The organism is Desulfamplus magnetovallimortis, assembly GCF_900170035.1.
GTDB classification, from domain to species: domain Bacteria; phylum Desulfobacterota; class Desulfobacteria; order Desulfobacterales; family Desulfobacteraceae; genus Desulfamplus; species Desulfamplus magnetovallimortis.
In genome coordinates, this window is the sequence record NZ_LT828545.1 from 184,251 (window position 1) to 208,864 (window position 24,614).

Sequence of the window (24,614 nt, forward strand, 5' to 3'; positions counted from 1 at the left end):
TTTATGACTCTGTTGATTAAGGAATGAGCACGAAATAACTTTCCCATTTTGATTAATGAAGCGGGTGGGATGCCCGGGTTCTCAGGTTTAAATAGGCAAGTTATTTAAACCCCATTCCTAAGTATTTATATATTGGATTTTGCCACAATATAATGATTTTGAAGTAATCAAGAAACACATCATATTGTGGTGATTTTTTCAAAAATCGACTAAATCAACGGGCTCATTTATTCTGTCTGATATATTGAAGGAAAGTTGATATGATTATACCCCATATCCTTGTCGTAGATGATGAACAAGATATGACCCGCCTTTTGAAAAGAACCCTTGAGATGGAAGTTGAATGCAGGGTTACCATGGCCTTTTCAGGAGAGTCTGCACTTTCTGTGCTGGAGCAGGAGTCTGTTGATCTTATGCTTTGCGATATCCGTATGCCCGGCATGGACGGCTTTAAGGTGCTGGAATATGCTGTACGAAATTATCCTGATCTTACAGTAATGATGATCACGGCATTTGGCAGCATAGAAGTGGCAATCGAAGCAATAAAGAACGGAGCATATGATTTTGTATCCAAACCCTTTGAACAGGAGGAGATTCTGTTTAGGGTAAAAAAAGCACTGGAGCGAAATCGCCTCTTAAAGGAAAACAGGGCACTTAATCGGGAGAATTCTGCTACTTTCGGGAAACTTATAGGCACAAGTCCTGCAATGCAGCGGGTCTATGACAGGATTACCATGGTGGCTCAAAGCGATGTCACTGTATTGATTACAGGAGAGTCTGGAACCGGAAAGGATTTGACAGCCCAGTCTCTCCATGCATTAAGTCCAAGAAGCAGCAGAAGTTTCATTCCTGTTAATTGTCCCACAGTTCCGGAAAATATTCTTGAAAGTGAATTGTTCGGGTATAAAAAGGGTGCCTTTACCAATGCTGTTATGGACAAAAAAGGGCTTTTTCAGGAAGCTGACGGAGGTACCATTTTTCTGGATGAGATCGGAGATATTGGGCCGTCCATTCAGACAAAGCTTTTAAGGGTACTCCAGGAAAAAGAGGTAAAACCCCTTGGTGATAACCGTACAATACAGGTGGATGTCCGGATTGTTGCATCCACCAATCGTGATCTTATGAAAAAAATCGCCAATGGCGAGTTCCGCGAGGATTTCTTCTACCGTCTTAATGTGTTTACCATCGAGTTGCCGCCACTTCGGGATCGAATTACCGATATTCCTGCCATTGCCTCCCATCTGATAATCCGGCACTGCAAAAATCTCAACAGAGAAGCATTGACGCTCTCTCCGTCTCTTATGGAGATGCTTATGCAGTATAACTGGCCTGGAAATGTTCGAGAGCTTGAAAATGTTTTGATACAGGGTATCCTGCATTGCGACTCAGAGAGTATAATGCCTCGGGATATAAATCTGGGGCAAGGGAATGGGAAGTGGCAGATGGGCAGAACTTTGATGGATAATCCTGACTTCGCATCTATTGGCGAGAGTACAGAATCGCAGGAGACAGTTACTCAAGCAGATAAAGAAAAAGATACAGAAAAGGCTATGGAAAAAGCAATATCTGCCAATGAATCACTGTTTATGATGCCATACAAGGATGCCAAGGAGAAAATGCTGAGGGAATTTAATCATTGCTATGTGGGAGAGATGCTGTCCCGTACCGGTGGCAATGTAAGCCAGGCAGCAAGAAAGTGCCATTTGGAGCGGCAGGCCCTTCAGCAGATCATGAAGCGGTTTGATATTGATGCAGACAGGTTTCGTTAATATTAAGGGGATGCTTAATTTGCCGTTTTTACTCTTTTTTTGCAGAGAGTTGGCCGCATCCTGCCTTGAAGTTTGCTCCTTTTCCCCACCTTTTTACAACAAAAATTCCGTATTTTTCAAGATATGAGGCAAACTTATGTATATCGCTGTCTTCAACCGGCTGAAGAGAGATTGACCTGTTGCGATTGTTAGCATAGTTGTAACCTATCAGGTTTACACGTACCTTAAGCCCTGCAAGGTAATCGGCAAGTTTTCGCGCATCTTCCTGTGAATCATTCAGGTTTTTAAAGAGGATATATTCAATGAGGATGAGCTGTCTGTCGGTAACAGGCCACTCAAGAAGTGCCTTTCTAAGCTGAGCCAGCGGGTATTTCCGGTTTATGGGCATGAGGGATGATCGGATTTCCTGGTCAGCCGAGTTTATGGAAACAGCAAGATTTGGCCTTGTCAGGCAAGGCTTTATGAGTGATGCAGCAAGCTCATATATACGTGGAACAAGACCGCATGTTGAAATTGTCATATGGCGATGGGCAATGTCAAATCCGTGGGGTTCGTTGAGTACTGCAATGGATTGTATAAGATGATCCAGGTTGTCAAGTGGCTCGCCCATACCCATGAATACAATATTTTTGATTGATTTTTTAAGGATAAAGCGTGCATTGAAAAGCTGTGAGGTGATTTCTGATGTTGTCAGATCTCTTTGGAAACCAGATGCGCCTGTGGCACAAAAAAGACAGCCCATGCGGCAACCTACCTGGGTTGAGACACACAGGGTATTGTACTGCTTCATGGGAATTATGACAGATTCAATGTGTTGACCATCCTGGAGTCGAGAGACAAATTTGATTGTTCTGTCTTGATGGCTGTTATTGATTTGATTGTTCTCTGCACAGATTTCATTGTCTAAGTTTTCCGTGCATATTTCAACAATATCAGGCAGAGGCAGAAATGAGTCAAGTTCTCCAGATGATGATAGCTGGCGGAGAAATTCAGGCGATGCCACAAGTTCTGGAATGGTTTCAGGGTTTCTGTTGCCATTTTTAATAATTTCCCTGATGAGTGCCCTTGCATGATACTTGCCTTTTTTGTAGTGCAATTGAAAATGCTGCGTAAGGGAATCAAGTGTTTTATCAAGAAGGTTCATTCAATTATAAAGTGGGAAATTGAGCATGCCCGAATTTCATTCATATTAAGGAGTTTTATTTTGATGCTCTCGTAAAAAGTCAGTAATCCACAGATTTACATTAATAACTTCAATGGGTTACAGCTTAAAAAAACTATAGAATTCAAAACTTTTTACAGCTTCATCTATAGATTTCCAGAACAAGATTTTAGCGTCTCAATATTTAAGGGCAAACAAAAAGATGCCCCATACAATATTTTTGCCAATTTAATTGTCTGGAATGTTATATTTTAAGGAATACAAAAACAGTTTCGATCCCTCAATGTTTACGGCAAGACAGGTATGGTCGTCAATACCCTGAAAAATGATCCGGAAGAACATTATCCGTCAATGACTCTATCAGTGCATTCATTTGAGCAGTCCTGGCATAGTTTTCTGATTCATGTTGCCTTGAATCTCTCACCCAACCACAGCATGGGCAAACTTCCTGATGATTCAGCATAAATATACCACAGTCCTTACATACATTTTCCATTACAAGTCCTCCTTGTTGATTGATGAATTATTCTGTTTGAGTAGTCGTCTTTCTGTAATGATACTCCTTTTTTGTTAATGATAATTCATTCATGTTGATTGTTTCTCATCTGTAAAGAACCTGGCTGTTTTTTTATAAACACCGTTTACTGAACATGAAACAGCATAAAATTGCCGTAGTCCGGAATGAGACATAGACAAAAGGCACATATTCAGGGAAATCGGTATAAAACGTTTGCAAAAACATCTCAACAGATATCTTTAGATGAGTATGAACCCCCGTTAAGGGGATATCAAAAAATATAATTCGGGTAATGAGGTAGAAAAAATTACTTGTCACTGAAAACATTCTGGAATTCCATGAAATAAGAAATTGGAGCCATGGATTGAATGGGTTTGCTTCAGCTTTACCTCAAATGAATTTTATATATACTATAAGCAATATTGATGATATGTCAAGGATATTGGCAAAAAAATTGCATTGATGTTGAAAAACAGTTATGGAAAGGGCAATTTGGCTTGTTTCATCTATCGGGTTACACTTTTTTTTGAACCATGATTTTCATGATTTAAGGATTATTTTGATTTTTTCATCATGTTAATCCTTTACCGTGGAAGTGGTTATAATTTTTCATATTCGGGGGTGGCTGGATGGCAGCCATGGTCGTTTCCCTTGAAAATACCCCTCATCATTTTCATAATCGGGTCTGGCGAAGCATTAGAGACAAGGCATGCCTTGTCCCTAATGCCATGATGGTTTTATCCTTAAATCATGGCATGTTTCATGGCCACTTTACTATTTTTGAAGCAAATCTTCGGTTTTTCTGGATCTTTCCCCAAAAAGAGTAAAATCCTTTTGTAGGGATATGAAGGATGCCTAAATCATGGTTAAAAATTTTCCGAAAAATGTAAACTTTTTTGAAAGGAAGTTATCACAATTTTGTCTTTTCTGAAAATATTTCGGCCATCATGCAGCGGGCACTGCCACCTCCTACAGATTCTATTGTTGTAAGATCAACAGGAATAATCTTGCCATATTGACGAAGTTTTGTGAGTTGCTCCTCTGAAAAACCGGAAAATGCTCTTTTTGACATTACAATCAGAGGATCACCTTTTACAGAATTTACCTGAAGGATATTGCCGCAAAAATATTTTTCCATCTGTTCCATGGAGATGGGAATTACATCAAAAAAACGTTCAAGTGAGCTTCTGACACGCTTTTGCTCAACTGGATCATAGATACAGTCAAGACAGACCACTGAAAATTTTTCTCCTATACTCATCATGACATTTGTGTGATATATGGGTGTGCCTTTTGAGCTTTTGGTGTTAAAAAGGATGCCTTCTTCATAGAATCTCAGGCGTATAAAATTATCAAACTGATCTTCATGGCACCGTTTGGAGCGTGCAGCATAGACAATCTCTCCTGAATGATCAATGACCATGCTGCCTGTTCCCTCCAGAAAACGTTCGTTTTCATCAATGCAGCCTACATTGATTACGTTTCGGACTTTGTAACCATTTTTATTGAGCAACTTTTCAACATCAAGGGGTCTTCTCTCCTGGCGGCGGTTGACAGCCGCCATTGGATATGTGAGCATTGTGCCATCGTGTTCCGTGGAGAACCAGTTGTTCGGAAAGATTGCATCCGGTGTTTTGATATATGCCTTTTCCGGTTTTTCAAGGATGAGAACCGTAACCCCCTCGGCTCTCAGGCAATTGACCATGTTATCAAACTCTATATTGGCCTTTTTGTTTATCTCAATTTCAGATTCAAGGGGCGGCTGCTGAAACTCATTGTCTATTCCTGTCTCTTCATTGAAACCGAAATCGTAGGGTCTGACCATAAGTACAGTGTCTGTTGTTCGGGGAACATCCAGCATGATCTTTCTCCTTATTCAGAAAAAGCTTTTTTGATTTTATCCAGTGCCCAGTCAATATCCTCTTTTTTGATAACAAGGGGAGGGGCAAATCTTATTGTATATGTATGGGTCTCCTTGCAGAGAATGCCCATTTTCATGAGCTTTTCGCAGACAGATCTTGCACCGCCTTCTGTGCCTTCAAAAAGCTCTATGGCAATCATAAGGCCACGTCCTCTTATCTCTTTGATGGCAGGATGCTCTATCTTTTTGAGTTCTCCAAGAAAATAGGCGCCCATATTGGCTGAATTTTCAACCATTTTTTCTTCAATGAGAACTTTAAGTGCCTGGCGTGCAACAGCACATGCCAGTGGATTTCCTCCAAAGGTACTTCCATGCTGGCCAGGCTGAAGAAGCCCAAGTACAGCTTCGTTGGAAAGAACCGCTGATACCGGATAGAATCCACCTGATAAAGCCTTACCGATAAGAGTAAGGTCAGCCTCGATGCCGTCATGTTCCTCAGCGAGAAGCTTGCCGGTTCTGCCAAGGCCGGTCTGGATTTCGTCAAGCACCAGTACTACATTATTACGTGTGCATATCTCCCTTGCTTTTTTGAGGTAACCGGCCGGAGGAATTATAACTCCTGCCTCTCCCTGTATTGGTTCCACCATAAAGGCAACTGTGTTGGGAGTGATTGCAGCCTCAAGCGCATCAGCATCGCCAAATGGAATGGCTTTAAACCCAGGGGCAAATGGCCCGAAGTTTTTGCGTGCATTGTCGTCGGTACTGAAGCCGATAATGGCAAGTGTGCGCCCATGAAAATTATTCTTGCATACAATTATTTCAGCCTTGTTTTCAGGAACTCCTTTGGTTTCGTAGCCCCATTTTCTGACGCATTTTATTGCAGTTTCAACAGCTTCTGCACCGGAATTCATTGGTAAAACCTTGTGGGAGCGGGTAAGAGCGCATAACTCCTGGTAAAGAAGCGGCAACTGATCATTTCTGAATGCCCTTGATGTCAGAGTCATACGCTGGGACTGCTCCATCATGGCTTCTCTGATTTTAGGATGACAATGACCCTGGTTGACAGCCGAGTAGGCAGAAAGACAGTCCAGATAACGGTTACCTTCTACATCCCAAACCCATATGCCTTCTCCTCGATTGAGTATAACATCAAGGGGTTTGTAGTTGTGTGCTCCAAGTCGGTTTTCAATGTCTATGTATTCGTTTGTTTTCATGAAATGGATTCTCCTTGTGAAAAGGTTTTCCTAAAACTCAAAAAAAAGTATTGTTTTGTGCTGTTTTCATTTAAAATAATGGGTATGCTGCATTTCCCGCTTTTGATCTCTTCATAAAAGGAATGTTTATTTAAGGAATCTTAACTAAAGGCGCTAATTTAATGTCGCTTCTTTTGAGAGAGTGTAAAATAGCAAATAAAAAATGTCAAAAAAGCAAATCTATTTGACAATGATATGAAGGATTCCAGATAATAAACGGGAAGAAGTGATGGTCTCCATTAATAATTATAGATTTAAACTCAAAATCGCCACCTATGATCTTGTAAGCCTTGTCAACTCTGTCTGAATCAGGATTCCCAAGATTAACAGGATAAGGCAGGATTATCTATCCTGAGTATCCTATCCATCCCGGGTATCCTGGTTCAGACAACTGCAATAACTTCGAAAAAAGCAATAAAATGTCGATTTTGAGTTTAAACCATGATGACATTACTCAGTCAAACGAAATTAAATCATATTTTGTTGAGGAAAACTCATGCAGAAAAGTATTTTCAGAAATCTTCCATCACTTAATGCCCTTCGTGCATTTGAAGCATCAGCAAGACATCTGAGCTTTACCAGGGCAGCAGAAGAGCTGTGCGTAACGCAAGGGGCAGTCAGTCGTCAGGTAAAACAGCTTGAGGAGACACTGGGAGTGACTCTTTTTCATCGGCTTCATCGTCAATTGATACTGACCGATCAGGGGCAAATGTTGACCAATCCATTGATAGATGCGTTTGATCTTATCGCAGCATCTCTTGACAGGCTTAAAAATCAGCCCACAGACCTGAAGATAAAGGTACATCCAACCTTTGCAATTCGCTGGTTGATACCAAGACTTCACAGATTTCAGAACAAATACCCGGAAATACAGGTAAGACTTACAACTTCATCTATCAATGTAGATTTCACAAGGGAAAATTTTGATGTGGGAATCATTTATACGGGTCTTATATACAATGAGGAAAAGAGAAAAGTACTCGGGTATGAAAAAATTGTTGATGAATACCTGACCCCTGTATGCTCTCCTGAACTTATTAAAGAAAAAGGGGGTAAAAAACTTAAGTCTCCGGATGATCTTGTAAATTATCTTCTGCTTCATAACAACCACGAACAGAGGGAGTGGCGGGCATGGGCCAAAGCTGTTGGTGTAACAGATCTTTTGTCTGAAAGAGGACAGATTTTTGAAGTTGATGACGCAGCCTTGCAGGCAGCAGCTTCTGGTCTTGGTATTGCACTTGGCAATCTTGTTTTGATAAAAGAAGATCTTGAATCAGGACGGCTTGTTATGCCTTTTAAGGATCTGGTTGTAAAGACAGGAGAATATTATGTTACCTGGCCAGATATCAACAGTAAATCGAAAGTTGTGGAGGCATTCAGGGGGTGGATGTTAAGTGAGGTTTAGGCTGTCTCTTTCATTGGCAAGTTTACAATTCCTGGAACACAATCCCCATTTTGTGGGGGGTTCTCTCCGAAAAGTGTATTTGGGACGATATGAAGGATGCCCTGTCTTTTAGTGGGATTATAAAATGATGGTACAATCATTCAGGTTTGGGGATGGGGCAGTTCATAAGTTCACAACCTGTAATTTTGTATCTTGTTACTGCATTGCGACCGTTTTGTTTGGAATGGTATAAGGCAATATCTGCCTCGTGAATCATTTGAAGATAATTCTTAATATCCGGCCTGAACTGAACAACACCAAGGCTTATAGTTATTTTTATGTCAAATCCCTGGTAGTTTGTGCTCATCTTTTCAATTGCCATTCGTAGGCGCTGAGAGAGCGTTGACGCACTTTCCAGGTTTGTTTCCGGCAGAAGAATAAAAAACTCTTCTCCACCATATCTTCCAATGATATCCGATGTCCTCAGTTGCCTTTTTATAGTGTCAGCAACATTTATTAATACCTGGTCCCCTGCAAGATGACCATGTGTATCATTTATTATTTTGAATTTATCTATATCAAAGAAAATAACGGAAAAGACATTGCCGTAGCGCTTGGCTTTATTGAATTCAAAATCAATCTGTTTTTCAACATAGAGCCTATTGTAAAGGGATGTGAGATTATCATGGTTGGTCATCTGCTCAAGAGTTTTGTTGATATCGTTTATCTCAGTAAGTTTCATCTGGGATATCACAACATCAGTCATGTCGTGAATTGTTATGCAGACATAGGTCTCTCCTGTTGAGATGTTTTTGATTGGAATAAAGGTGCAATCTTGGTGCATGAACTCAATGCTTTCTCCTTTCATCATGCTGCTGTGACCGAAACGGAAAAGAAAGGGCTTTTGTGTCCATGAAACAAAAGAGTAGTTTTTAATCAGTCTTACACTTTTAAGCTTAAGTTCCATCCACGGCTTGGGAAGATAGGTGAAAACATCAAAAAGATTCTTGCCTATAAGATCAGCAGCATTTATACCGCTGTGCTTTGCCATGAACTGGTTCCAGAAAACCACATGGTTATGCTCATCAAGTACTGTTACGCCAATATTGATGTTATCAATTATATCATTAAGGGTTTCAATATTCTCAATCGACATGGTTTTCATAGTTCTGCCAGCAGTTTGTCAAGGGATTTGTTGACGGCATTGATAGCGGCCTCTGAGATAAATATCAGAAGATCGCTTTTAAACGATTTATCTTTCAGGTTAAATGTGATTTTGGAAAGAAGTGTATAATCCCATTTAAGGTTTCTTCTTTTGAAGATATCATAGGCTACACTCCTGAGCTCTTTGTTCTCGGACAGAAGCTCCGGAGATGAAAATATCATACCCTGGTTGAAAAGCTGCTCTGAGATACTGTTCAGACATGCTCCCACCATAAGATTTGTAAGTTCAAGCATGAAGTCAATCTCTTCAACAGCATCCATATTACCGGAAAGACCAAGTATCTCTGAAAAACGCTGGCGTGTTTCATTGTTGAAGATAACAATTGATTCTCCCTGAAATAATGAGGAGTTATGAAAAGCCTGTCTGAAGAGATTAACCTTTTCAGTTTCCGAGAATACACTTTCCTGTAGGACTTTATTTGCTACGTTTTCAGCTTCAATAACCTGTATTTCAGGTACCGAGAGATCTACAAAGGACTTAAGGATGGTGGCAAGATCTTTTCCTGCCTGACCCATTGCAAGATTCACCACCTCTTTTAGCATTTCATATTGATCTTCCGTAAAGTGAATATGCATCATAACATACCAGTGTCCTGTAATATTTTCATCAGTGGGTTTGTATTAAACGGACGCTCTTTTTTAATGTAGCCAATTGCACCAAGTTCCCTGACAATTTTTTCGGCATCAGGCTGGATATCTGCTGTCAGAACAATAATATTGGCTCTTACTCCTTTTTCTTTCAAAGCTTCAAGAACTTCGTAACCAGTTTTTACAGGCATGGTTAAATCAAGAAATACCAGATCATAATTGTTGGCAAATAAATATGTCAGTGCTTCTTCACCATTTGTTGCTTCAGTTAATTTAAGTTCCTGGTCTCTGAAAATTATTGGCAGCTCTTTAGCAATCACTTTTCGTACAATTTTTGAATCATCTACCAGCAAAATGGATAAACTCATGTATCAAATCCCCTTGAAAATCCTATAAAATTTAAAATGGAAACTATCATTTTTGATTAATTTATGTCAAGTGGAATTGGGATATGAAAACACTATGGAAATTTTTTTGACACAACATTTGGACATCCTTCATATCAACTCAAAATAAGTTTACACTTTTCGAAAAATTCTGAACCATGATTAAAGGATTTAAGGATTAACACGATTAAAAATCGGCATCCTTCATTTCCCAGTTTACACTTTCCCGAACAGAATGCCCGTTTTTCGGGGATACTGTTCCGGAAAGTGTAAAGTACTTTCTGTATGATATGAAGGATGCCTAAAAATCAAGGTAATCCCTTAATCATGAAAATCATGGTTCAAAAAAAGTGTAAACCGACCAATGAAAGATACCGATTTGTTTTATTATTTGCAGTTATTTGGACGGAAGTTGATCTAAATACCACTCCATGGGATCCAGAAGTGTGAATCCCAGTTCCTTGAATTTCTTTTTAACTCTCATTACAGTATTTGTGAGAAGATAGGCAAAAACAGCCCTTTGATTGGGCTCCCAATGTCTTGCAACAAGTATGCTGCCTATGGAGATATTCTCTTCTGTAATTGCATCAACAATCTTTTTCATCTGGCCGACTTTATCCTCAACAAGTATCCCCACAAGAGTCCCTGGTTCCTTTATTCCAAGAACATTTATGAATGCCCTTAAAAGATCCCTTACAGAAAGAATTCCTTTCAGGTTACCTTCATTGTCAACCACTGGAAAAGCTCCGACCTTTTCTTTTTGTATCATGAGCAGTGCGTCCTGGATTGTGTCCATGGGGGAGATTGTGATGGGATTTTTGGTCATTATCTCATCAACTTTGATAGCTGCAAGTTTGTCCTTTTCTTCTTGATTATTCTGTTGTTTAAGAAGGGTATATGGCATGGCACTTCTTATGTCTCTGTCAGTTACAATGCCTGTTAATCTGTTATTGGTGTCTGTGACAGGAAGATGGCGGATTTTGTTGGCGACCATCTTTTCATGGGCTTCAAATATAGAAGCATTTTTGTCTATGGTAATTATGGTCTTACTCATGGAATTATTAACAAACATTTTTCCCTCCGTTTTGGTAATTCGGGCGTGGTGGCTATTTGTTTTTATTTTGTAGTGGAAATTCCGGCATCCTTCATTTCCCACTTTACACTTCTTGGAAAAGGATTCCCGATTTTCGGGAGCATCCTCAAAAAAGTGTAAACTACTTTGGCGGCTATTAATAAGGATGCCGAAATTCCCGTCATTATTTTCATGATATGGGGTGGCCATTGAATTTGGGGCATGACGATTTAGATGTTCAGCAAAATCTTGACATGGTTTTTTGCAAGTTCAGGCAGTCTGGGGATGAAGTATCCGCCTTCAAGGACAGAGACAACCTTTCCTTGTGTATGTTGATCGGCAAGTTTCATTATAGTCTCCATGATCCACGAAAAACAGCCGGTACTCAAACGCGTGTCGGACATTTCATCTTCTACGTGGGCATCAAAGCCTGTTGAGATGAGTAAAAATTCTGGTTCAAATTGTTTTACAGCCGGAATCATATCAGCCTGTATAAGCATCTGATACTCATTGTCTCCCTGGCCTGGCAACACAAGTGAATTTTTGGTAAAGCCTTTTCCCTGATCTTTTCCTGTTTCAAATTCCCTTCCGGTACCAGGGTATGCAAATGACGGGTGTTGATGGATGGAGTAGTAAAAGACTGTGGGATCGTTCTCAAATATATGTTGTGTTCCGTTTCCATGGTGAACATCAAAGTCTATGATGGCTACTTTTTTTATATTCCAGCGCTGCTGAAGGTATCGTGCAGCAATGGCAACATTATTAAAGTAGCAGAATCCCATGGCTTTGTCTGTTTCTGCGTGGTGTCCTGGAGGCCTGACAGCGCAGAATGCGTTATCAAGGTCACCCACCATGATTTTGTCAATGGTGTCCAGTATGCCTCCGACCGCAAGAAATGCAGTCTCATAAGTCTCGGTACAGATTCCATTATCAGGATCATCAAAGGTTGTATGACCTGAGAGGCATATCTCTTCAAAGCGTCTTATGTAAGAATCATGGTGAACAGCCTGTATCCACTTTATGTCTGCTTTTGATGCAGGTATAAGGGTTAGATGCTTAAGCAGATCGCCATCTTTTATGCCCTGGTAGATGGCGGAAAGGCGTTCTGACATTTCAGGGTGGTAGGGGCCTGCATCATGCAGCATGTATCGTGTGTCATGTAAATAACCGGTTTTTTTCATAAGATACTCCCATCCGGGTTTGTCCAGAAGAATTTTCTGGCTTTTTTGGCTGTTAAATCTGCAAGTGTGAGGTTTTCTCGGTATTTTGGGCATGCTTCATAATCACTTTACACTTTCTGAAACTAAACTTCGTTTTCAGGGTGTTTCCCCCAAAAAAGTGTAAAGTACTTTTGTGGGAATATGAAGTATGCCGTATTTTGAACAATTTAATAGTTTTGTTTGTGGAAGGCTGATGAAATTATAATGACATACTATTGCCATTCTGTTAAGCTGTCAATGTTAATTAATCTATAAAAGTTCATAGTTGGTGGCCGCACCAAACTAAGGAATGAAAGCCTTTTAAAAAACAGCTACTTGTGGAGGCTTTTTAATAAGCCCCCCATGTTTGCTGACGCATCACAACGAAATATGAAAGCCGTTGTATATCAGTATGTTACGGAGGTTTTCTAATGAAAAAATGGAGGTAACATGAATATTTTGATTACAGGCGCATCTGGTTTTGTGGGTACGGCGCTGTGTAGGTTTTTGTTGAATAAGGGAGAAGAGGTAACAGGAGTCGGTCGATCAAATCAGCACTTGCTTAACTCCGGCACATTTTTTAATGATCATCCAGCGTTAAAAGATAAATTCCGATGGGTAAGTGCAGATACTGAGCATAGTGGGGATTGGCAAGAACATGTAGCAAGAGCCGATGTTATTGTTAATCTGACTGGAAAGAATATTTTTGGATACTGGACAGAGAACTATAAAAAACAGATTTACACCAGCCGTGTTAAAACTACTGAAAATATTGTTGCAGCTTTACCTGATAAATCTTCTGCCACTCTTTTGAATACATCTGCCATAGGGTACTATGGGGATAGAGGCGATGTTTCCCTTACCGAGAAAGATGAGCCAGGTAATGATTTTCTTGCAAAAGTTTGTGTTGATTGGGAAAAATCGGCTTTAAAGGGAGCTGAAAAAGGTGCAAGGGTTGTTTTGATGCGATTTGGCGTTGTTTTGGGAAAAAACGGAGGGGCTCTTGGAAAAATGCTTCCCGCATTTAAGTTTTTTGCTGGAGGCCCCCTTGGAAAAGGGCTTCACTGGTTTCCCTGGATTCACATGGATGACCTGCTTTGCGCCATTTTGTTTTGCATTGAGACCCAAAAAATTGAAGGCGCAGTCAACTTTGTTTCTCCTGATCCATTGCGACACAAAGAGTTTGCTTCTGCTCTTGGGCATGCGCTCAATCGTCCAAGTTTAATGCCTGCGCCTGCATTTATGATAAAGGCCATAATGGGTGAGATGGGACACGCTTTTCTCAGCAGTCAGAGGGCAACCCCTTCGGTTTTGAGTGATAATGGTTTTAAATTCAGGTTCAGTGATATAGATATGGCTTTAACAGATCTTGTTTAATCATAAAAGCTCAAGGAATTTTTTTTCTCTGTAATCAAATATCTGGTTGAGCATTTTTTCTATGAAAAGGGCGTTAACTACATTTCCTAAAATCCCGAAAGGAGCTCTGTAGGTAACGTCATCCTTTATTAGAACTCCCCTGTTGCAATTCTGGATTTCATGGTAATGATACCAGAGGGTATAAGGACCTGCTCTCTGCTCATCCACAAATGACACGTGGGGTCTTATGTGTTTTATTTCCGTGAGCCACTGTGTTTTTCCAAATATGGGTATTGTGACATTGTACTCTATGAGAAGGCCATTGTACATCTTTGGTGGAAGAGGTGTAAGTATCTGGAAATGTAGATTTTCCGGTGTGATTTTGTTGAGATTTTCAGGGTTGCTGATAAAATCCCATACTTTTTCCATGCTTGATGGAACTGTAATATGACGTTGAATTCGGTGTATCATTTTTTCCCTTTTTTGCTCAAAAACAGTCATGGCCGAATTTTGGCCACCCGGACAAGGAGATGTCCGGCAATGACGGCTGACATTTATGGAATAATATCATGAAAAATATTAATGACAATATAAAAAAAATTGGTGTGATAGGTGCGGGAAGCTGGGGCACTGCCCTTGCTAATCTGCTTGCTGATAAAGGGTATCATGTGGATCTGTGGGCATATGAGAAGGAGGTTGTTGAAGATATCATTAAGCAGAGGGAAAACAGGCTTTTTCTTCCGGACATATCTCTTTCAGAAAATATTTTTCCATCTGATAGTCTTAAGTCTGTGGTGTCAGAAAATACTTTTTTGCTTATAGTGGTGCCGTCTCACACCATGAGGGATATGTGTAAAAAGATCGCGTCCCATGTTCAGGAAAAGACAACAATGATAACTGCATCCAAAGGCATTGAAGATGGAACATACCTTACCATGCATGGGGTAATTGCCGAGTGTATCCCCGCAATTGATAAAGACAGGATTGTGGTTTTGTCAGGCCCAAGCTTTGCCAGGGAAGTTGCAAAAAAGGTTCCTACTGCAATAAGCGTCGCCTCAAAGGATCGCATGACAGCAGAGATGGTTCAGCATATTTTTGCAACAGATTATTTCAGAGTCTATGTAAGCGATGACCCCATTGGCCTTGAACTTGGGGGTGCTGTAAAAAATGTTATTGCCATTGCAGCAGGATTTGTTGACGGGATGCAGCTTGGCCTTAATACGCGTGCTGCTTTGATAACACGCGGCCTTGCTGAAATCAGACGCCTTGGCATCAGGATGGGGGCAAATCCTCATACTTTTGCAGGGCTTTCAGGGGTTGGCGATCTCATTCTCACCTGTACAGGAGATCTTAGTCGTAACTATACTGTGGGAAAACAGTTGGGCCAGGGCATGACAATGGCTGAGATTCAGGACAAAAGGGTAACTGTTGCAGAAGGCGTTCGTAATACAAGTTCTGTCTATCATCTGGCAAAGTCCCTTGATATAGAGCTTCCTATAATAAATGAAGTTTACAGGGCGCTTTACGAAAACAGCTCCCCTGCCAATGCCATTGCCCGTCTTATGACAAGACCACTTGGACATGAAACAATTGAACTTGAAGAGATTTAAAACCCGATTATGAAAGAGCCACGGGAGTTTACCTTTTTTGATGCCCATTGCCACCTTCAGGAGCCGGAAATAGTGGGCGATCTTGAGCATATGCTGGAGAGGTGGAAGAACATAAAGGGCGGCAGCATTGTCTGTTGTGGTACAAAGGAGAGAGACTGGTCGGAAGTTATTGCCATTTCAAGGGAATATGAGTATGTTATTCCATCTCTTGGGCTTCATCCATGGTTCATAAATGAGGCATCTTCCGATTGGGTTGATACATTGATTCAAGCTGTTCCTTACATTTCGGGAATTGGTGAAATCGGACTGGATTTTATTTTAAAGGAGCTTGAACCTGCCTTTCAGGAAAAAGTTTTCACAACTCAACTGGATATTGCAAGGGAGTATGAACTGCCTGTCTCCATACATGTCAGAAAAGGATGGGATACTTTTATAAGGATTTTAAAACATGTGGGGCTTGGCCGTGCAGGAGGGGTAATACACTCCTACTCGGGTTCTGCCGATATGGTTGGACTTTTTGAAAAGTATGGATTGCATATATCTTTTTCAGGGTCTGTCACAAATCCCCACAATAAAAAGGTAATAAAAGCGCTGAAGGCTGTTTCCCATGACCGACTGCTGATTGAAACTGACAGCCCTGCCATTTTGCCGAAGTATTTACCATGCATTGAGCACAGAAAAACATTTAAGGAGTCTGTCTGTTCCGGATTTTATCCATCTTCTCTATATTCAGAAGGATGGAATGAGCCTGCCAACCTTTTAATGGTGGCGGTTTCTGTTTCTGAAATCCTTGGGATGTCAATACCTTCCCTTGCTGCATTAACGTCATTGAACGGTGAGATGCTGTTCAGGAGTTCTCCAGTGCCTGTTTGATCTGTGACATCTTAGTTTTAATAAGAGACACTTCTGGCTCAATGTTTTCAATAGAGTCTGTTTTTGCAGCTTTTTCAAGTGTAGCAGCAGCCTTTGAAATTTCCATAAATCCCAGATTGGCCGATGCACCCTTTATTGAGTGGGCAGACATTGCCGACGCTTGAAGGTCTCCTGACGAGATACCCTTTTCAAAGTTGCTAAGATCATTGAGGGACACATCTACAAGCATTTCAGCAAGTTCAATAAAATCTTCAATATCAATACCAATATCTGAAGCCATCTGTTTAAAGTTCATTTGGGTCCTTTTTTCTTTTTTTAAATATTTACAATTAACTCTCTATATGAACCGCCTGCAAATGGGGTTGTTTGCCCAAAAAGTGTAAAGCGGGAAATGAGTGATGCATAAAAGTTTTTCACAGATATTATAAAAAAAAAATATTGCAAATTTTATTGATAATATATATGAAATCGCCAGTTGAATGTGCAATATTTTTTTGACATAAATGGCTGATACTTGTCAATTTATATAACAATACTGACGATTTGTAATTATTGACTTGTGCTAATGATTTTTGAAAAAGGGGACATTATGGTTGAAAAACAGATACTCGTGGTTGATGATGAAGAATCCATATGTTTGTTGTTAAAATCAGCGCTTATGACTAAAGGATATAGTGTATTAACTGCTGAAACCCCTGAAAAAGCTCTTGATATTCTTGATAAAAATACCATTCTTGTTATGTTTATCGACCTTAACCTTCCAGGTATGACAGGTGTTGAGTTGTGTCGAGAAATAATAAAAAGGAACCCGCTTGTAATAGCATATGCAATTACAGGTTATGCTTCCCACTTTGAGCTGGCTGAATGTAAAGGTGCTGGATTTGAAGATTATTTCAAAAAACCGGTTCGTCTTGTTGATGTTTTCAATGCTGCTGAGCGTGCTTTTGAAAAAATCGAACGTTGGAAGAAAAATTGATGAACCTGTAAAGTGTCTCATTCTGAGGATTTCTAAATCATAATGCACTGAAGTTATTAATAACGATTTTGGAATTGCCGACTTTCTACGGTAACAGCAATTAGCCACTCCCGATTATGAAAATGATGAGGGGTATTTTCACGGTAACCGGGCATGATTGATTATGTATCAAGCATGCCCAAATATAAAAATGATAGTCATTTTCACGGTAAAAAGTACTGAATTAGGTTTGTTAATTTCATAGATTTTTAAGGAGTTCCTTTTATGGAAAAGAAAAACAGGAAAATAAGCATTTCTCTTAAAACCTCTGTGGCATGTGGGGTAACGGTTATTTTGCTTTTGACAGTGAGTAGTCTGATTTCCATTAACATGCAGTATGATATGTCTGAAGCAATTATTTCCAACTTTGAGCAATCCCAGAAAAAGGCTCTTGATGAGGGATATGTAAAACTTGACCAGGCACTTCTGAAGAATATTAAGGCAAATATGGAGATCTGCAGAAGTGTCACCCAGAATTTTTTGTATAATTTTGATCAAAGCGGCCTCTCCACATTGCTGGAAAACTATATGAAGATTGACGGTATAAGTGCAATAAAAGTCCATGATGCAGATGGTGGGGCATTTGCAGCATCCTGGAAAAATCCGGAAATAACCCTTGGAGATAAGATACCCGAGGATATTGAACTGGATGAGAGTCTTGTTGTTGTGGGTGATGCTGTGCATGATAAGGAGAAGGTCGGCACTGTATATATCTACTACACAAGGGAACTTATAAAGCAGGAGCTGGAGAAACGTCAGAAACTTACAGATGAATCCATTGAGCAGTTTCATGATTTGTTTGATAAAAATATCAGTAAATCAGTTACATCACAGATTGTACTGTCGATATGTATAGTTGTGGCTCTTATTCTGACTATTATGGGCTCTCTCTATTTTATTGTGACAAGACCCATTAAAGAGACAGTGGCCATGGTCAAGGATATTGCAGAGGGTGAGGGAGATCTCACAAAACGCCTTGCTGTTAAACACAATGATGAAATCGGAGAGCTTGCAACCTGGTTCAATATTTTTGTTGAAAAACTTCAGATACTCATAGGTTCCATTACAAGTGATGCCAGTGTTGTTGATAGCTCTTCAAGCGAACTTTCCCGTATTTCAGGTTCCATATCAGAAGGTGTTGTAAGCCTGTCTGACAGATCACAGACAGTTGCAGCAGCAGCAGAAGAGATGAGTGCCAACATGACATCGGTTGCAGCGGCATGTGAACAGGCATCAACCAACATTAATATGGTTGCAGCAGCAACAGAAGAGATGACCAATACAATAAACGAAATTGCAGGAAGTTCTGACCAGGCAAGGGAGATAACCTCAGAAGCTGTTAAAAAGTCTGCGGACGCTGTTTCCCGTGTTAATATGCTTGGGGATGCTGCCCGTGACATCACTAAGGTTACAGAGGTTATTAATGATATTTCTGGCCAGACAAACCTGCTTGCCCTTAATGCAACCATTGAGGCTGCCCGGGCAGGAGAGGCAGGTAAGGGCTTTGCTGTTGTTGCCAACGAAATAAAGGAGCTTGCCAAACAGACAGCAGATGCGACCCTTGAGATAAAGGAGAAGATCAATAATATTCAGACAACCACAGAAGCAAGTGTTGCCGAGATTGATCAGATATCCAATGTAATCGGGCGTGTTAATGATATTGTGTCAACAATTGCAAGTGCCATGCAGGAGCAATCTTCAACAACCACCGAGATTGCAGAAAACATCTCCCAGGCATCCCAGGGTATTGAAGAGGTCAACCAGAATGTTGCCCAGAGCTCTTCTGTTTCAGAGGAGATTGCACGGGATATTACAGATGTTAATCAATTTGCATCGGAACTTTCAAATTCATGTGGACAGCTTGATCTCAGTGCTACCGATCTTTCAGAGCTTGCATCAAAACTGAAAAGTATGGTCGGTAAATTTAAAACAGGGACTTTGGAATGCCGATAGTTTTTACCGTGGAAATGGATACAATTTTTCATATTCGGGGGTGGCTGGATGGCAGCCATGCCCGTTTACCGTGAAAATGACGATCATTTTTATGGTTGGGGGTGATTGATACACAATCATACCCGTTTAATGCAGTGAATATTGCCCATACCCCCTCTTGCAGACTTTCGAGGGGGCGTATGGGTATATGGTTTTTAGGAAACCATCAAATAACATTGTCCATGATTTGTTTATGCCGAAAACAGTCGATGGTATGATCATTGATCATGCCCACTGCCTGCATGAAAGAGTAACATATAACAGGGCCTGTAAACTTGAAGCCTCTTTTTTTCAACTTTTTGCTCATTTCACAGGATACTTTGCTTTGAGAGGGTACCTCAGAACTGTTTTGCCATTTATTCTGTATGGGTTTGCCATTTGTAAATGACCATATAAATGAATCAAAACTTCCGAAATCTTTTTGTATCTCCAGAAATTTCTGTGCGTTGTTAATAATGCTGCTGATTTTCATTTTGTTTCGTATAATGCCGGTATTGTTGAGCAGTTCATCAACCTTGATATGAGAATATTTTGCAATTTTTTCAGGATCAAAATTATCAAGGGCTTTTCTATAATTTTCCCTTTTGTTGAGAATTGTGCTCCAGCTCAATCCTGCCTGTGCACCCTCCAATATAAGGAACTCAAACAGAACTCTATCTTCATGTACAGGAACACCCCACTCATTATCGTGATATTGTACCATAAATTGATCATTGCCAGCCCATTTGCATCTTTTCATTTGTTTTGCCCTTCTTGTTGCAATTTGTTTGGTTTTACTTTTGATTGGTCATTTATGTTTTTAGATTTTCATAATATACTCAAAACCGACATTTTATTGCTTTTTCAGCAGTTATTGCCGGCATCTTTCATTTGCCAGTTTACATTTTCCTAAACACAATGCCGGTTTTTCTGGTAGCCTGTTCCGGAAAGTGTAAAGTACTTTTTGCATGATATTAAGGATGCCTTATTGCCTTTGTCTGTATCAGGATAACCAGGATGGATAGGATGTTCAGGATAGATAATCTTGCCTTATCCTGTTAATCCTGGGTATCCTGATTCAGACAGTATTGACAAAGCTCAAAAGATCAAAAGTGTTGACTTTGAGTATATATTGTATTCAGGCATCGGCACTCTTCATACTCATCCAAAAGTAGGGTTTGGTTCTGACGCCTGCCCCTACAAAAATGGCAGCAAATAGAATCGAACCCCCAAAACTATTGTACACTTTTTTTATCAAAAAAATCTCCAATGGTGGAATATAAATGGAATCTCCTGATCAATTAAAACCCATTGATATATCAAAACACTCAAAACTTGTTGCTGACTGGGATTCTCTTCAGCGTATCTTTATTCGTCCGGAAGATGAAGATTGCAAGGCCACTCTTCTTAAATATATGGAGCAGATTCTTTTTGGACTACATGAGTTTCTTAACAGCCATGTCGGGGTTACTGAAGAGATAAGTCTTTTAAATCTTACTGAAACTTATAAGGAGACCCTTATAAGTTCTGAGCCTGAAAAAAAACTTGCGGATGTTATTTCAGATATAATATCCAGCATTGCACCAAGGGCTGTTAATGTTGCATCTCCATATTTTGTGGGTCATATGACAGCAGCCATTCCCTTTTTTATGGTGCATCTCAAGGCCATTGTTGCTGCATTGAACCAGAATGTAATAAAACTTGAAACATCCAAGGTCCTTTCTGTACTTGAAAAACAGGTGCTTGCAAAAATTCATCGCTTGATCTTTGATCTGGATGAATCCTTTTATCAAAAACATGTCCAAAGTACAGATACATCACTTGGCTCATTTACCACAGGAGGAACCACAGCAAATCTTACTGCACTTTGGGTGGCAAGAAATCATTTTTTTTCTCCATGTGATGGCTTTGAGGGAATTGAAACAGAAGGAATGGCTGGGGCATTGAATCATCATGGTTTTGATAAGGCTATATATTTGGTATCAAAAAGGTGTCACTTTTCACTGAAAAAAGCAGGGGGTATTCTTGGTGTTGGCAACAAACATGTTATACCTGTGGATGTGAATGCTGAATACCGGATGGATGTCTCAAAGTTATCAAAAATGATTAAATCCTTTAGCAAAAGTGCGGGGACTTCCGGAAGGAAGGGCAAAACTGCCATTATGGCTGTGGTGGGTGTGGCAGGGGCTACCGAGACCGGAATTGTGGATCCTTTGTACGAGATTGCAGATGTATGCAGAGAGCATTCTATCCATTTTCATGTGGATGCTGCCTGGGGAGGTCCTGTACTTCTCTCTGAAGCTTATGCCGGCAAGCTTGCTGGCATTGAACGGGCAGATTCTGTTACAATTGATGGTCACAAACAGTTTTTTATGCCCATGACCTGCGGGATGGTCTTTTTTCGTGATCCTAAAATAATGGACAGAATTGCCTATTACTCCAATTATGTGAATCGCCAGGGAAGCGTTGATCTGGGGATAAAAACCCTTGAAGGCTCAAGGGAGGCAAACTCTCTTATACTTGACAGTGCATTGAAAATCATGGGTACAAAAGGTTATGCCCTTATGATTGATCACGGGATAGAGACCACCAGAGCCTTTGCTGATGAGATAAAAAAACGGCAGATGTTTGAGCTTGTTACAGAGCCGGAGCTTAATATTCTTACATACCGACTTGTTCCACCCCACATAGGAAAACTTCGTGAAAAAGCCTATGACCGCAAAGAGATTGAGAGACTGGATGGCTTGCTTGATGATATCAACATCATGGTACAGAGAAAGCAGAGAGAAGCTGGCAGAAGTTTTGTCTCAAGGACACGGGTAAACTGTGCGCCATGCCGTGAAAATGATCATGAGGTTGTTGTTCTGCGTGCAGTTATCATGAATCCCATGACCACCATCAGGGTGCTCAGTGAAGTGTTGGATGAGCAGGAGAAAATTTACAAATCAATATCCCATGAAGAAGCATGATATATATTCAAAATCGACACCTATGATCTTGTAAGCCTTGTCAACACTGTCTGAATCAGGATTCCCAGGATTAACAGGAGAATACAGGATTATCTATCCTGGAAATCCTATCCATCCTGGTTATCCTGATTCAGACAAATGCAATAAGTTCTGAAAAAGCAATAAGATGTCGATTTTGAGTATTTTTTTGTCAAGCTATATATGTTTTAAAAAGCCCAGTTGACCATACTGTCATTTTTGAATTTGGCTTTTTATGGGCAGCTTTGAAGCTGCCCCTGCATCAAATATAAAGGCTGTTTTTTATGCCTGAATTGGGATAATAACTATATTGACTCTTCTGTTATCTGCATCACTTGATGATATTGGCTGGGATTCTCCAAACCCTATGATTTCCATTCTCATGGGATCAACTCCTCTCTGGATAAGGGCATTGGCAACGGCCTGGGCACGCTGCTCGGACAGTTGCTGATTATACTCGGCAGAACCTTGTGTATCGGTGTGACCTTCAACTCTGATGCGGGTTTGGGGAAAATCTGTCAGAACCCGGGATACCCTGTCAAGTTCCGGATAGGCTCCTGGCTTGAGAATGTCCGAGTTGTAGTCAAAGAACATGCTTGATTTGAATGTGGCAGTAAGCACGTTCTGGGAACGAGTGACACTTGCGGCTTGAGAGGCTGCCTGTGAAGAGGCTATTGCGTTTCTAAGCTCTGCCTCCTGTCTGTCCATATATGCCCCGATCTGGTTTCCTGCAATTCCGCCAAGTGCAGCGCCTATTCCTGCACCAATAAGGGTAGCTTCTGTGTCTCCTCCTATGACTTGTCCAAGTATTGCACCAACTCCTGCCCCGATAACTGCTCCTTCCTGGGTTTTCCTCTCCTGGTTTGTGGTTCCAGCACATGAGATCACAAAAAGCATAAGAAGAGCAAGGAAGATGATTTTGTATCTGCCTGCATGATAGGCCTCTTGGCTTCTGCCTGTGTTGTTAATACTATTTTCATGATTTGCTGGTGCAGGTGAGTTGTGTTGTTTTGTAAAATCAATACGATTGTATCTCTTTTGGGGATAATGTTGTTTCATGGTTATTGCTCCTTATAAGTGAAATGTTTTTTTTTAATACCTTGAATTGTGAAGTAAGCACTGTCTGGCGTTGAAATATATTGATGTTTTTGCCATAAGTCCAGCCTGACAGTCAAATTTCATCATATATTCTGTAGCCATCCCCAGTAAACCGTAAAGTGAATTATCAATCTTCAAAGTGAATGATCAATCTTGATCAATGCCCAACCTGAGCTTTACAAACCGGTATGGCTGGCGTATATTTTCGGCCTGAAGAATGTTTTTAATCACTTACGGTTGAATAATAATTCTGAAAGTGATGGATGATTTGCGGAGATATCTGATCAGAGGAGATATCTGATTAGAGGAGATATCTGATTAGAGGAGATGAATAATCTGGAAAAATGAATAACCTGGAGTGATGATGAATATACTTGTACTTGCAACGAGAAATAAAGGAAAAACAAGGGAAATGCGGGATATGCTTAAAGGATTCCCCGTTGAAATCAAAAATCTTGATGACTTTGGGCCTATCCCTGAAATTGAAGAGGATGGAGATACCTTTGATGATAATGCTTATAAAAAAGCTTCCTTTGCTGCCAGGGTGCTTGGTTATCCTGCAATGGCTGATGATTCAGGGCTTGTTGTTGATGCTCTGGATGGAAAACCTGGAGTGCACTCTGCCAGATTTGCAGGGGAGAATGCAACTGACCAGATGAATGTTGCCAAACTAATAGAGGATATGCAGGACATAGAGAACCGCAGAGCTGCCTTTGAATGCGTAATCTCAATTGCAGTGCCCACAGGAGCAGCGCTGACTTATGAGGGAAGATGTGAAGGGGAGCTGCTTGAATCTCCTCGCGGAGAAAACGGCTTTGGCTATGACCCTCTGTTTTATTATCCTGATTTTGGGAAAACCTTTGCAGAGGTCTCAATGGAGGAAAAAAGCCTTGTCAGCCATAGAGGTAAAGCTCTTCAGCAGGTGGTAGAGGAGTTTGACAAGATTCTTGAATGGCTTGATATCAACATGCCAAGGATTGAACCTGTTGCTTGTCAATCGGGCTCTTGTTGATCATAACTCTTTTTTTGTTTCATATTTTTCCTGCTTAGATTTATGACTCTGTTCTTTTGCTTTTTGTTTTTTGGCAGGAGAATCAGAACAATCTTTTTTGGAAACTGGCGTTGTCTGCTTTGGAGGGAAGTTGAATATGGCATTTATTGATTTGGTAAAAGGTAACAGGAGTTTTAGGCGATTTGATCAGTCTGTCAGGATTGAATCTGATACATTAAAAGATCTTGTCGAGCTTGCAAGGTGTTCTGCTTCTGCTGCAAATCTTCAGCCGCTTAAA

23 protein-coding genes are annotated in these 24,614 nt (G+C 40.4%); 11 read left to right on the forward strand and 12 right to left on the reverse strand.

Annotated elements, in window-relative coordinates:
- The first annotated feature begins 260 nt into the window (after window positions 1-260).
- Window positions 261-1,769, forward strand: a complete 1,509-nt coding sequence (locus MTBBW1_RS12460; RefSeq protein ID WP_080804099.1) for a sigma-54-dependent transcriptional regulator — start codon at window positions 261-263, stop codon at window positions 1,767-1,769.
- A gap of 28 nt (window positions 1,770-1,797) precedes the next feature.
- On the opposite strand, the gene rlmN is transcribed toward MTBBW1_RS12460, so the two are convergent.
- The gene (gene rlmN, locus MTBBW1_RS12465; RefSeq protein ID WP_245809366.1) at window positions 1,798-2,865 is read right to left on the reverse strand and encodes a 23S rRNA (adenine(2503)-C(2))-methyltransferase RlmN; all 1,068 of its coding nucleotides are present in this window, start codon (window positions 2,863-2,865) and stop codon (window positions 1,798-1,800) included.
- A 1,212-nt stretch (window positions 2,866-4,077) separates the two neighbouring features.
- Here rlmN and MTBBW1_RS12475 point away from each other — a divergent pair.
- Window positions 4,078-4,275 (forward strand): hypothetical protein, encoded by a 198-nt coding sequence (locus MTBBW1_RS12475; RefSeq protein WP_080804106.1) that lies wholly within the window; start codon window positions 4,078-4,080, stop codon window positions 4,273-4,275.
- 83 nt (window positions 4,276-4,358) lie between these two features.
- Here MTBBW1_RS12475 and ctlX read toward each other — a convergent pair whose 3' ends face one another.
- Both ctlX and rocD read right to left on the reverse strand, forming a co-directional pair.
- Window positions 4,359-5,309 (reverse strand): citrulline utilization hydrolase CtlX, encoded by a 951-nt coding sequence (ctlX, locus tag MTBBW1_RS12480; protein ID WP_080804107.1) that lies wholly within the window; start codon window positions 5,307-5,309, stop codon window positions 4,359-4,361.
- Between the two features lie 11 nt (window positions 5,310-5,320).
- The gene (gene rocD / locus MTBBW1_RS12485; RefSeq protein ID WP_080804108.1) at window positions 5,321-6,523 is read right to left on the reverse strand and encodes an ornithine--oxo-acid transaminase; all 1,203 of its coding nucleotides are present in this window, start codon (window positions 6,521-6,523) and stop codon (window positions 5,321-5,323) included.
- 535 nt (window positions 6,524-7,058) lie between these two features.
- Here rocD and gcvA point away from each other — a divergent pair.
- Entirely contained in the window at window positions 7,059-7,967 is a 909-nt protein-coding gene (gene gcvA / locus MTBBW1_RS12490) for a transcriptional regulator GcvA (protein ID WP_080804109.1), read from the forward strand.
- Window positions 7,968-8,103: 136 nt separating this feature from the next.
- Here the strand turns inward: gcvA and MTBBW1_RS12495 are convergent, their stop codons facing one another.
- The 5 genes from MTBBW1_RS12495 to MTBBW1_RS12515 form a co-directional block, all read right to left on the reverse strand.
- Window positions 8,104-9,102: a sensor domain-containing diguanylate cyclase gene (locus tag MTBBW1_RS12495; RefSeq protein ID WP_186441243.1), complete on the reverse strand. Its 999-nt coding sequence runs from the start codon at window positions 9,100-9,102 to the stop codon at window positions 8,104-8,106.
- A 5-nt stretch (window positions 9,103-9,107) separates the two neighbouring features.
- Window positions 9,108-9,749, reverse strand: coding sequence for a hypothetical protein (locus MTBBW1_RS12500; protein ID WP_080804111.1), 642 nt, complete (start codon window positions 9,747-9,749; stop codon window positions 9,108-9,110).
- A complete protein-coding gene (locus MTBBW1_RS12505; RefSeq protein WP_080804112.1) occupies window positions 9,746-10,126 on the reverse strand; it encodes a response regulator in 381 nt (126 codons plus the stop codon). The genes MTBBW1_RS12500 and MTBBW1_RS12505 overlap by 4 nt, the downstream gene beginning before the upstream one ends.
- 415 nt (window positions 10,127-10,541) lie before the next feature.
- On the reverse strand, window positions 10,542-11,216 hold the full coding sequence (locus tag MTBBW1_RS12510) for a CBS and ACT domain-containing protein (protein ID WP_080804113.1): 675 nt from the start codon (window positions 11,214-11,216) through the stop codon (window positions 10,542-10,544).
- 230 nt (window positions 11,217-11,446) lie between these two features.
- Window positions 11,447-12,397, reverse strand: a complete 951-nt coding sequence (locus MTBBW1_RS12515; protein ID WP_080804195.1) for a histone deacetylase family protein — start codon at window positions 12,395-12,397, stop codon at window positions 11,447-11,449.
- 468 nt (window positions 12,398-12,865) lie between these two features.
- Here MTBBW1_RS12515 and MTBBW1_RS12520 point away from each other — a divergent pair, with 468 nt between their 5' ends.
- Window positions 12,866-13,792 (forward strand): TIGR01777 family oxidoreductase, encoded by a 927-nt coding sequence (locus tag MTBBW1_RS12520; RefSeq protein WP_080804114.1) that lies wholly within the window; start codon window positions 12,866-12,868, stop codon window positions 13,790-13,792.
- Here MTBBW1_RS12520 and MTBBW1_RS12525 read toward each other — a convergent pair whose 3' ends face one another.
- Window positions 13,793-14,242 (reverse strand): SRPBCC family protein, encoded by a 450-nt coding sequence (locus MTBBW1_RS12525; protein ID WP_080804196.1) that lies wholly within the window; start codon window positions 14,240-14,242, stop codon window positions 13,793-13,795.
- A 98-nt stretch (window positions 14,243-14,340) separates the two neighbouring features.
- Between MTBBW1_RS12525 and MTBBW1_RS12530 the strand changes: the two genes are divergently transcribed.
- Complete coding sequence (locus MTBBW1_RS12530) at window positions 14,341-15,381, forward strand: NAD(P)H-dependent glycerol-3-phosphate dehydrogenase (protein ID WP_080804115.1); 1,041 nt, start codon at window positions 14,341-14,343, stop codon at window positions 15,379-15,381.
- A 9-nt stretch (window positions 15,382-15,390) separates the two neighbouring features.
- A complete protein-coding gene (locus MTBBW1_RS12535; RefSeq protein WP_080804116.1) occupies window positions 15,391-16,254 on the forward strand; it encodes a TatD family hydrolase in 864 nt (287 codons plus the stop codon).
- On the opposite strand, the gene MTBBW1_RS12540 is transcribed toward MTBBW1_RS12535, so the two are convergent.
- Entirely contained in the window at window positions 16,229-16,549 is a 321-nt protein-coding gene (locus MTBBW1_RS12540) for an Hpt domain-containing protein (RefSeq protein ID WP_080804117.1), read from the reverse strand. The genes MTBBW1_RS12535 and MTBBW1_RS12540 overlap by 26 nt on opposite strands.
- 294 nt (window positions 16,550-16,843) lie before the next feature.
- On the opposite strand from MTBBW1_RS12540, the gene MTBBW1_RS12545 reads away from it, so the two are divergent.
- Window positions 16,844-17,230 (forward strand): response regulator, encoded by a 387-nt coding sequence (locus tag MTBBW1_RS12545; protein WP_080804118.1) that lies wholly within the window; start codon window positions 16,844-16,846, stop codon window positions 17,228-17,230.
- Between the two features lie 264 nt (window positions 17,231-17,494).
- Window positions 17,495-19,222, forward strand: a complete 1,728-nt coding sequence (locus MTBBW1_RS12550) for a methyl-accepting chemotaxis protein (protein ID WP_080804119.1) — start codon at window positions 17,495-17,497, stop codon at window positions 19,220-19,222.
- 205 nt (window positions 19,223-19,427) lie between these two features.
- On the opposite strand, the gene MTBBW1_RS12555 is transcribed toward MTBBW1_RS12550, so the two are convergent.
- Window positions 19,428-20,000: a DNA-3-methyladenine glycosylase I gene (locus tag MTBBW1_RS12555; protein WP_080804120.1), complete on the reverse strand. Its 573-nt coding sequence runs from the start codon at window positions 19,998-20,000 to the stop codon at window positions 19,428-19,430.
- A 285-nt stretch (window positions 20,001-20,285) separates the two neighbouring features.
- Between MTBBW1_RS12555 and MTBBW1_RS28370 the strand changes: the two genes are divergently transcribed.
- Together MTBBW1_RS28370 and MTBBW1_RS12560 are read left to right on the forward strand one after the other, a co-directional pair.
- Window positions 20,286-20,459, forward strand: a complete 174-nt coding sequence (locus tag MTBBW1_RS28370; protein ID WP_186441244.1) for a hypothetical protein — start codon at window positions 20,286-20,288, stop codon at window positions 20,457-20,459.
- A 64-nt stretch (window positions 20,460-20,523) separates the two neighbouring features.
- The gene (locus MTBBW1_RS12560) at window positions 20,524-22,209 is read left to right on the forward strand and encodes a pyridoxal-dependent decarboxylase (protein WP_080804121.1); all 1,686 of its coding nucleotides are present in this window, start codon (window positions 20,524-20,526) and stop codon (window positions 22,207-22,209) included.
- 300 nt (window positions 22,210-22,509) lie between these two features.
- On the opposite strand, the gene MTBBW1_RS12565 is transcribed toward MTBBW1_RS12560, so the two are convergent.
- Window positions 22,510-23,124: a YiaD family glycine zipper/OmpA-like lipoprotein gene (locus MTBBW1_RS12565; protein WP_080804197.1), complete on the reverse strand. Its 615-nt coding sequence runs from the start codon at window positions 23,122-23,124 to the stop codon at window positions 22,510-22,512.
- 562 nt (window positions 23,125-23,686) lie between these two features.
- On the opposite strand from MTBBW1_RS12565, the gene MTBBW1_RS12570 reads away from it, so the two are divergent.
- Window positions 23,687-24,337: an XTP/dITP diphosphatase gene (locus MTBBW1_RS12570; RefSeq protein ID WP_080804122.1), complete on the forward strand. Its 651-nt coding sequence runs from the start codon at window positions 23,687-23,689 to the stop codon at window positions 24,335-24,337.
- Window positions 24,338-24,614: the final 277 nt, after the last annotated feature.